Genomic DNA, 7,748 nt, shown 5'->3' with positions numbered 1-7,748 from the left:
GCCTCCGAGATCGAAGAATACGTCCTCTTAGCCTCCGATCGAAAGGCTCGTTGCACATCAATGGCTTAACTTTAACAAGACGGGTTGACAAATGACCTATGCCTTCATGAAGACGCTGAAGGTTGAGGCGGTCTACCCGATGGCCCTCGAAACCTTCGACGACGTCATTGATCACCTTCTCCACTTCATCGAGGACGTCTACAACGCACGCAGGCTCCATACGGCGCTCGTATATCTGAGCCCGGAGGATCAACACATCCGGCAGACTGGCAAATCAGCAGCCTGATTCTGTCCACCCTCAGGGGCGCACTCCAGGCTGCGTACAATGCTATCGAATGCATTTTGCACCCATCTGGCGGGTTCGGGCTCATCCCCCAAGTCATTTCGGGGACCGCGAGTCGATGAAGGACACGAACCTCTTCCGACAATTGCGCGTGACGCTCTGCTTCGAATCGTCGCCTCGCTACGGGAGAGCAGATTGCGGCCGTCGACGATCAAATCCCGGCTTAGCTGTACTGGCCTTGCTGCCGACATGTTTCGACGACTACAAGGATCCACCCGCACTCTGGCTTGCTCTTCCTCTGGCCACGCTAGTTCTGGGCCAAAGCCGCTTTTGCTTAATGCGACCAGCTGCCTGTCGGGTCAAACGGGGGCCACCCACACGCTCGCTTGTAACCAAGTGTGTGAAAAATGCTCCGCACGGCGATCCATCTTGCCACCGAGCGCTCCGCTGCGCAGGCGCTTTGAGCACTCCAACATAGGAAAACAGAACACGAGCATATTGCCCTCCGGCATAGCAGGGGAATCCCCCAACCCGATGGTGCGAAACATTATGTGGCGGAGGATTTCCAGACCTGGCCGATCCGGCGCGTCAGGGGCAGCTCCGCCACATATTCTCCTCCGACACATAAAAAGCGTGATCTGCAAATGGGTGGAAGACTTCAACACCGCAGCCGCATTCCTCACCCGATAAAGGTGAAATTGACACCAGATCAATTCGGAAATTGACATCTTAGTCATTTTGGGAACATAAATTCAGAGCAGTCGGCTACGGAGGTGTTCACGAAACATGCAGCACTCATGTAGTATGGGCATGGTTGTGGCTCTGCTCCAATGTTTATCGGCTCAAGCGGATAGTCCCCCCTCTGCGCCGGCGAACCTGCCGGAAAACTGCAGCAACGGATTTCTAGACTAGTTCAGCGGAAGCATTCGAGCTGCGTATATCGCGCTCGCGTGCCGGACCAACCAAAACGGAAAGCGACCCCTCGGAGCGGCGCTCAACAGAAACGGGAGGAATCAATCATGAAAGACATCGTAGGCAATGTGAACCGCCGGGCCTTTCTGAAGGCTGGTGCCGCCGTCGGCGGGGGTGTCCTCGCCTCCGGGATGCCATTGTCGCAAGCCATCTGGGCAGCGGAAGGGAAGCTGCTAAAGGCGCGCTCTTATAACGACGTCTCCACCTTCGATCCAGGTTTCTACAGCGAATACGTGGGCTTAGACGTCGCGAACTGCGTCTTTTCGAAGCTCATTCGGAGAAAGCCGGGCTCCGAATGGCGCTGGGAACTGGAGGCGGCAGAAAAGATCGAGCAGGTTGATCCGACGCATATCCGTTTCCGCCTGAAGAAAGGCATCAAGTTTACCGGCGGCTATGGCGAGTTGACCGCCAACGACGTCAAATTCTCCTTTGAGCGCGTGATCAAGCACAAATCGGCGGCTGCCGTCGATTGGGGTACGCTCGATCGCGTCGAGGTGGAGGATGATTACACGGGAGTCATCGTATTCAAGGCACCGTTTGTGCCGGCCTGGATCGTTTCGCTCCCCTTTGGGGTTGGCCATATCGTTTCCGAGGATGCGGTGATGAAAGCAACCGGTGATGGCAGTAGTTTCGGCCTGAAGCCGCCGGCTTTCTCCGGCCCCTACGTGCTCGCCGACTTTAAGAAAAGCCAGTATGTGCTCTTAACACGCAATCCAGACTGGTCGGGGCCAAAGCCTGGGTTTGACGAAATCCGCATCATCGTGATTACCGACGACAAGACGGCGGAGCGCGCCTATCAAGCGGGCGACATTGATTTCACCAGAATCAGTTTGGATTCGCTTGCGACGCTCAAGAGCAATGCGCCCGCCGATACTAAGATAGAGGAATACCCCGGGCTCAGTTACACTTGGATCGGCATGAATATGGAACATCCGAAGCTGAAGGACATCAATGTCCGCAAGGCAATTCAGTGGGCAATCAATGTGCCGCAGATCCTAAAAGTCGCGTATGCGGGACAGGCGGAGGTCGCGACAGGCACCATTGCTCCAGGTATTGTGGGCCATCGCGACAAAGCGCTCGTCCCGCCGGAAGGCGATCTCACAAAGGCCAAGGAGTTCCTGGAAAAGGCTGGTGTCAATGAGCTGACCTTGACCATCGATTGCCTCAACGACAGCACTTATGCGACCGTAGCCCAGACTGTCCAGGCGCAATTGTCGCAGATTGGTATCACGGTCGAAGTCAATGCCCAGGATGCCGGGTCGTTTTGGACGATTGGCATGGAATCGGAAGGCGGTCGCTGGAAAGATATGCAGCTCGTAGTCAACAATTTTTCTAGTCAGCCGGATCCTTATTATTACACATCTTGGTTCGTTAAAGCTCAGGTCGGCATTTGGAACTGGGAGCGCTTCAGCAGTGATCGCTTTGATGAGCTAAACGCCAAGGCCATTACGATTGAGGATCCTGCCGAGCGTGCAAAACTCTATTATGAGATGCAGGACCTTATGGAGGAGTCAGGCGCTTACAGATTCTTGACGAATGGAGCATGGCCGGTGATGTACCGCAGCACGCATGTGCAGGCTGCGACACTCCCGGATGGGTCCCCGCTGTTCCTCAATTTTATGCCGGTGTGACTAAGGGATGTGGCTCTACATTCTGAAGCGGATCTTCCTCGCGGTCGCAATCATTGTGACCGCGGTGACGCTACTGTTCCTTATGATCAGAGCAGTGCCCGGGGATCCTGCTGCGGTTCTGCTCGGCCCACGGGCGACTCCCGAAATGAAGGCGCTGCTGCATCAGCAGATGGGGCTGGATAAGCCGCTTGTTGTGCAGATCGTTACGTTCTTCCGCGGGCTGCTCCAAGGTAATCTCGGTTTTGATGTGTTCAGCCAGCGGCCTGTTGCCGACATCGTCTTCGAGCAATTGCCCTATACGATCGAACTCATCTTCGTCTCGATTTTGTGGGCAGTCGCGGTTGCGGTGCCACTGGGCTGTCTCTCGGCCATGAGGCGTAACTCTGTCATCGACCAGGTCGTCGGCGTCATGGCGGTCGCGACGATCGCCATCCCGTCCTTCGTCATGGCAGTCTACGCACTGCTGATCTTCGCCGTCACGTTCCGCTGGCTGCCGGCCATAGGTGCCGGAAGCGGCTTCTGGGACGGACTGATACATCTCATCCTGCCAGGCTTTGCCATCGGAGTTGGCTGGGTCGGCTACATCTCCCGATTGGTGCGCGCGTCGATGCTTGAGATCCTTGGTGAAAACCACATACGTACGGCCCGCTCCTTCGGGATTTCGGAATGGCGCATCGTTGCACGTTACGCGCTGCCACTCGCGATCCTGCCGACTGTCACCGTCCTCGGCGTGGGCATAGCGTGGCTGCTCTCGTCTGCCGTATTCATCGAGGTGGTCTTCGCAAGACCTGGCGTCGGCGCGCTGATCGTGAACGCGGTCAATACGCGCAACTATCCGATCGTGATGGGCACCGTGCTCGTCACGACCGTCCTTATCGTGATCGCGACGACGCTCTCCGATTTCATCAATGCGGCCCTAGATCCGCGAACCCGGGAAAAGCTCTAACATGGCGAACGTTGAAGCCATCCGCGCCGGAGCCAACGAAGGGCAGGGCCCGGGCGCCTTTCGTGCCTTCTTTCAGCAGTTGCGCAAGACCCGTCTCGGCGTGCTCGGCTCAGTTCTCGTTGTGCTCGTGATGGCGTGCGCGATCTTTGCTCCGTTCCTCATCATGCATGACCCGATCCGCATCATGGTCGGTCCGCGTCTGGCGCCGCCTTCACTCGAGTTTCTCCTTGGCACGGATCAGCTGGGCCGCGACACGTTCTCGCGCGTCATGATGGGCGGCCGCGTCCCGCTGCTCGTCGCTCTCGCTTCTCTGGGCAGTTCTCTTGCGGTCGGCCTCGTGCTTGGTCTCATCGCCGGTTTCGGCCCGCGCTGGCTAGACAATTTGCTCCTGCTGGTCTTCGACACCATCCGCTCCTTTCCCGCCATTATCTTTGCGCTGGCGATCATCGCGCTCATGGGACCCAGTCTGGCCAGCGTGATTTTCGTCATCGCAATAACATCCATGCCCATTTATGCACGCGTCGTGCGCACGCAAGCGCAGGCGCATTGCAGCTGTGAGTATATCGCCGCAGAGCGCAGCATGGGCGCCGGAACGACACGTATACTCGCCGTGCACGTACTGCCCAATGTCATCGGCCCGCTTCTCATCCTCGTGAGCATGGACGTGCCCGCGGTCATCGCCGTAGAGGCAGGTCTGAGCTTTCTGGGCTTGGGAGTGCGCCCGCCAACGCCCGATTGGGGAGCTATTCTCAACGAAGGATACAATCACATTAATCAGTCGCCCTGGCTGGTGATTGCCGGCGGCATTCCTATCGTCATCGCCACGCTCGGCTTCACATTTCTTGGCGAGGCGCTGCGCGATATATTCGATCCCAAGCTTCGGAAAGACCTGTGAGACGCGACGACCCGATGCCGCACCTGTCCGCCCGTCCGCTTCTTGCGATCCGAGGCCTCGATCTCGATTTCGGTACGCCACGCGGGCGTGTTCACGCCTTGCGCAATGTTTCACTCGATGTGCCATCGGGACAGGTGGTTGGCATCGTCGGCGAAAGCGGATCCGGCAAGTCGACGCTCGCCTATACGGTGATGGGCCTGCTTCCCGAAAATGCCGAAGTCACACCCGGCGCTATTCTGTTCGAGGGACGCGACTTGCTCAACATGTCCGGTTCAGCACGACAGAGCCTGCTCGGCGATCGTCTCTCCATGATCTTTCAAGATCCGATGACCGCACTCAATCCAGTGCGGACTATCGAGAGTCAGATGATCGATATCCAGCACCGCGAACAAGGAAGCCGGAGCGAAAAACGCGCTCGTGCCATTCAAATGCTTCACCAAGTCGGAATTCCCGATCCCAAAGATCGGCTATGCGCCTATCCGCACCACTTCTCCGGAGGCATGCGGCAGCGTATCTGCATCGCCATGGCGCTTCTTGTGAAACCGGCGCTGCTCATCGCCGATGAGCCAACCACTGCGCTCGATGCAACGCTGGAAGTGCAAATCATTCATCTGCTCAAAGATCTCCAAAAAGAAATTGGTTGCTCGATTCTCTTCGTTTCCCACCACCTCGGCGCGGTGGCTGAGTTGTGCGACCGGGTCGCTATCATGTATGCTGGCGAGGTGGTTGAGCAGGGGACCGTGCGGGACATCTTCTACAATCCTGGTCATCCCTACACCCGGGCGCTCCTTGAGTGCGATCCCGGGCGTATAAAAAAAAGCACGCGCACTTTGCCGACCATTCCCGGTGAGGTGCCTAGTCTACTCGGCAGCAAGGTAGGATGCATCTTCCGCACACGTTGCCGACATGCGTCCGACCGCTGTGTGCAAGAGAACCCGGTAGAGTACCGCATCGGCGTGGACCATGTCGCCCGATGCCATCTCCTCGACGAACAGCGGTTGGTTTCGTCATGAGCGCGCTGCTTCGGGTTGAGGACCTGCGCGTCCGCTTCCGCACCATGGGTCCGCTGAAGGCGCTCTCAACCGGAACGAAAGCCCCTTTCATCGATGCAGTATGCGGTGTGTCCTTTGATATCCGCAAGGGCGAGACGTTGGCCCTAGTCGGCGAAAGCGGCTCAGGCAAATCCACTATCGCTCGCACGATAATCGGCCTGCAGCGGTCCGTTAGCGGCAGCATCAACTTCGACGGACATGAAATTGAGGAACTCAGTGGGGCTGAACGCAAGCCTTACTTGCGGCGTATGGCGATGATGTTCCAGGATCCAATCGGCTCACTCTCCCCCAGGATGACGGTGCGCTCGCTCCTGACAGAGCCATTTCGCATCCATGGACTCAAGGATCACGATGCCGGAAGCGAAGTCGAGCGCTTACTGCGCATGGTGGGTTTGCCAGCGGATATTGCTCGCCGCTATCCCCATCAGCTTTCTGGAGGTCAGGCTAGGCGCGTAGGCGTAGCGCGAGCCCTTGCGCTCAAGCCGGATTTGATCATCGCCGATGAGCCCACCGCAGGCCTCGATGTTTCGGTGCAGGGCGAGGTGCTGAACCTGCTCGCACGGCTTCAGGACGAATTCGGCATGGCGATCCTGATCATCACGCACAATCTCAATGTCGTGCGCCACATGGCCGATAGCATGGCGATCATGTATTTAGGGCGCTTTGTTGAGGTCGGTTCGACCGAGCGTATATTTGAGCACCCGAGTCATCCCTATACCGAAGCGCTGCTTGCGGCCAATCCGGAGGCTGACCCGGATGCAGTGCTCAACAGAATCGAGCTCAAGGGTGAAGTGCCGAGCCTGATGAGGCGGCCATCCGGCTGCGAGTTCCACACCCGTTGTCGTTACGTGCAGGACATCTGCAGCCGCGTCTTCCCCGAGCCTTCAACAAGCCCGGATGACACGGAGCACAGCTTCAGATGCCTTTTCCCGATCACCGTCGAAACGGTGCCCTTGGAGAAGCGACCAATAAAAAAGGAATTCGAGCGAGGTCCGCAATGCTAGTTACCCCCATCATACTGAGTCAGACGTTGCGCAACGGTATTGGCTATGTACGCATGAAGGACGGAATGCGCATTGCTCACATCACCTGAAAGCCGGCGGTTATCCGCCGGAATTTGAATATACACCACCAAATATCAAAGATCCGACGGTTCGACCTCGCGCAGCACTGTAAGCGATGTTCCGACGGCACCTTTCCGGGATCGGCGTGAAGGACGATGTTCGGAGCCTTTGAGGGCTCGACATATGACGATTTCAGAGCTTGCGCTTAAGTCGAACGATTTGGAGCCGGTACGCCGGTTCGAGGTGTTCACGGGCTCCGGCCGGCGACGCGAGTGCACTCCAGAGGAGAAGACGCGGATCGTTGCAGAGAACTACGAGGCTGGCGAGTAAGCGGTGCACCAAGGCACCTCCCAATATCGTCTTGTGATGCAGCGGGTAGTCGGCGCGCCGGCGGCGGATCGCTCCGGGTTGTCATAACAGGTGACGCAGTGGAGTTCGCGGAGGGCGGGGATGACAAGGGCGATGTCTTTGTAGGCTTCGTGCTCGATGAAGCGATGAAGTGCGCGGTCTCGGGCCTCGGCCTGGGCTTGCCGAGGACGGGTCTGCCCTTTTTTCGCCGCAGTAGATAGATCAGGATCGGCCGCAGCAAGCCGTGGTTGGGGTTGTCGAGGTCGAGCAGCCGTTTCCAGCGTTTGATGTTGAGATTCATGGCCGCGTAGAACCCCTGACACCACGGCGGCGGGTCGACGCCGCTTGCGAGGCTTGGCAGAAGCTCCTCGCTGCGCCCGAAACCATCACATCAATCGGAATGCGGCAGTGGGCGCACGTCGGTCAAACTCCATGACTCTTGGTATAACGTAAGCGGTGCACCAAGGCACCTTTCCCGAAGTCGCCTGATGCGTGTAGGGCGGTCAGCCGTTAGTCGGCACGCCAGCGGCGATCACTGCGGGCTGTCATAGCGGGTG

The 7,748-nt window shown here is 57.9% G+C and carries 6 protein-coding genes; all 6 read left to right on the top strand.

Going from position 1 to position 7,748, the window contains the following annotated elements; all coding sequences use genetic code 11:
* Window positions 1-91: 91 nt before the first annotated feature.
* Window positions 92-286 (top strand): IS3 family transposase, encoded by a 195-nt coding sequence (locus RFM41_RS33690; RefSeq protein ID WP_320253468.1) that lies wholly within the window; start codon window positions 92-94, stop codon window positions 284-286.
* A 1,016-nt stretch (window positions 287-1,302) separates the two neighbouring features.
* Entirely contained in the window at window positions 1,303-2,886 is a 1,584-nt protein-coding gene (locus tag RFM41_RS33685) for an ABC transporter substrate-binding protein (RefSeq protein WP_320253469.1), read from the top strand.
* Window positions 2,887-2,893: 7 nt separating this feature from the next.
* The gene (locus tag RFM41_RS33680) at window positions 2,894-3,832 is read left to right on the top strand and encodes an ABC transporter permease (RefSeq protein WP_320253470.1); all 939 of its coding nucleotides are present in this window, start codon (window positions 2,894-2,896) and stop codon (window positions 3,830-3,832) included.
* Window position 3,833: 1 nt separating this feature from the next.
* The gene (locus tag RFM41_RS33675) at window positions 3,834-4,727 is read left to right on the top strand and encodes an ABC transporter permease (protein ID WP_320253471.1); all 894 of its coding nucleotides are present in this window, start codon (window positions 3,834-3,836) and stop codon (window positions 4,725-4,727) included.
* The gene (locus RFM41_RS33670; protein WP_320253472.1) at window positions 4,724-5,740 is read left to right on the top strand and encodes an ABC transporter ATP-binding protein; all 1,017 of its coding nucleotides are present in this window, start codon (window positions 4,724-4,726) and stop codon (window positions 5,738-5,740) included. The genes RFM41_RS33675 and RFM41_RS33670 overlap by 4 nt, the downstream gene beginning before the upstream one ends.
* Window positions 5,737-6,783 (top strand): ABC transporter ATP-binding protein, encoded by a 1,047-nt coding sequence (locus RFM41_RS33665; RefSeq protein WP_320253473.1) that lies wholly within the window; start codon window positions 5,737-5,739, stop codon window positions 6,781-6,783. The genes RFM41_RS33670 and RFM41_RS33665 overlap by 4 nt, the downstream gene beginning before the upstream one ends.
* Window positions 6,784-7,748: the final 965 nt, after the last annotated feature.

Source organism: Mesorhizobium vachelliae, assembly GCF_033977325.1.
Taxonomy (GTDB): Bacteria; Pseudomonadota; Alphaproteobacteria; order Rhizobiales; family Rhizobiaceae; genus Mesorhizobium; species Mesorhizobium vachelliae.
Note: the sequence above shows the minus strand (reverse complement) of the source record. Positions and strands in the feature narration are given on the sequence as shown.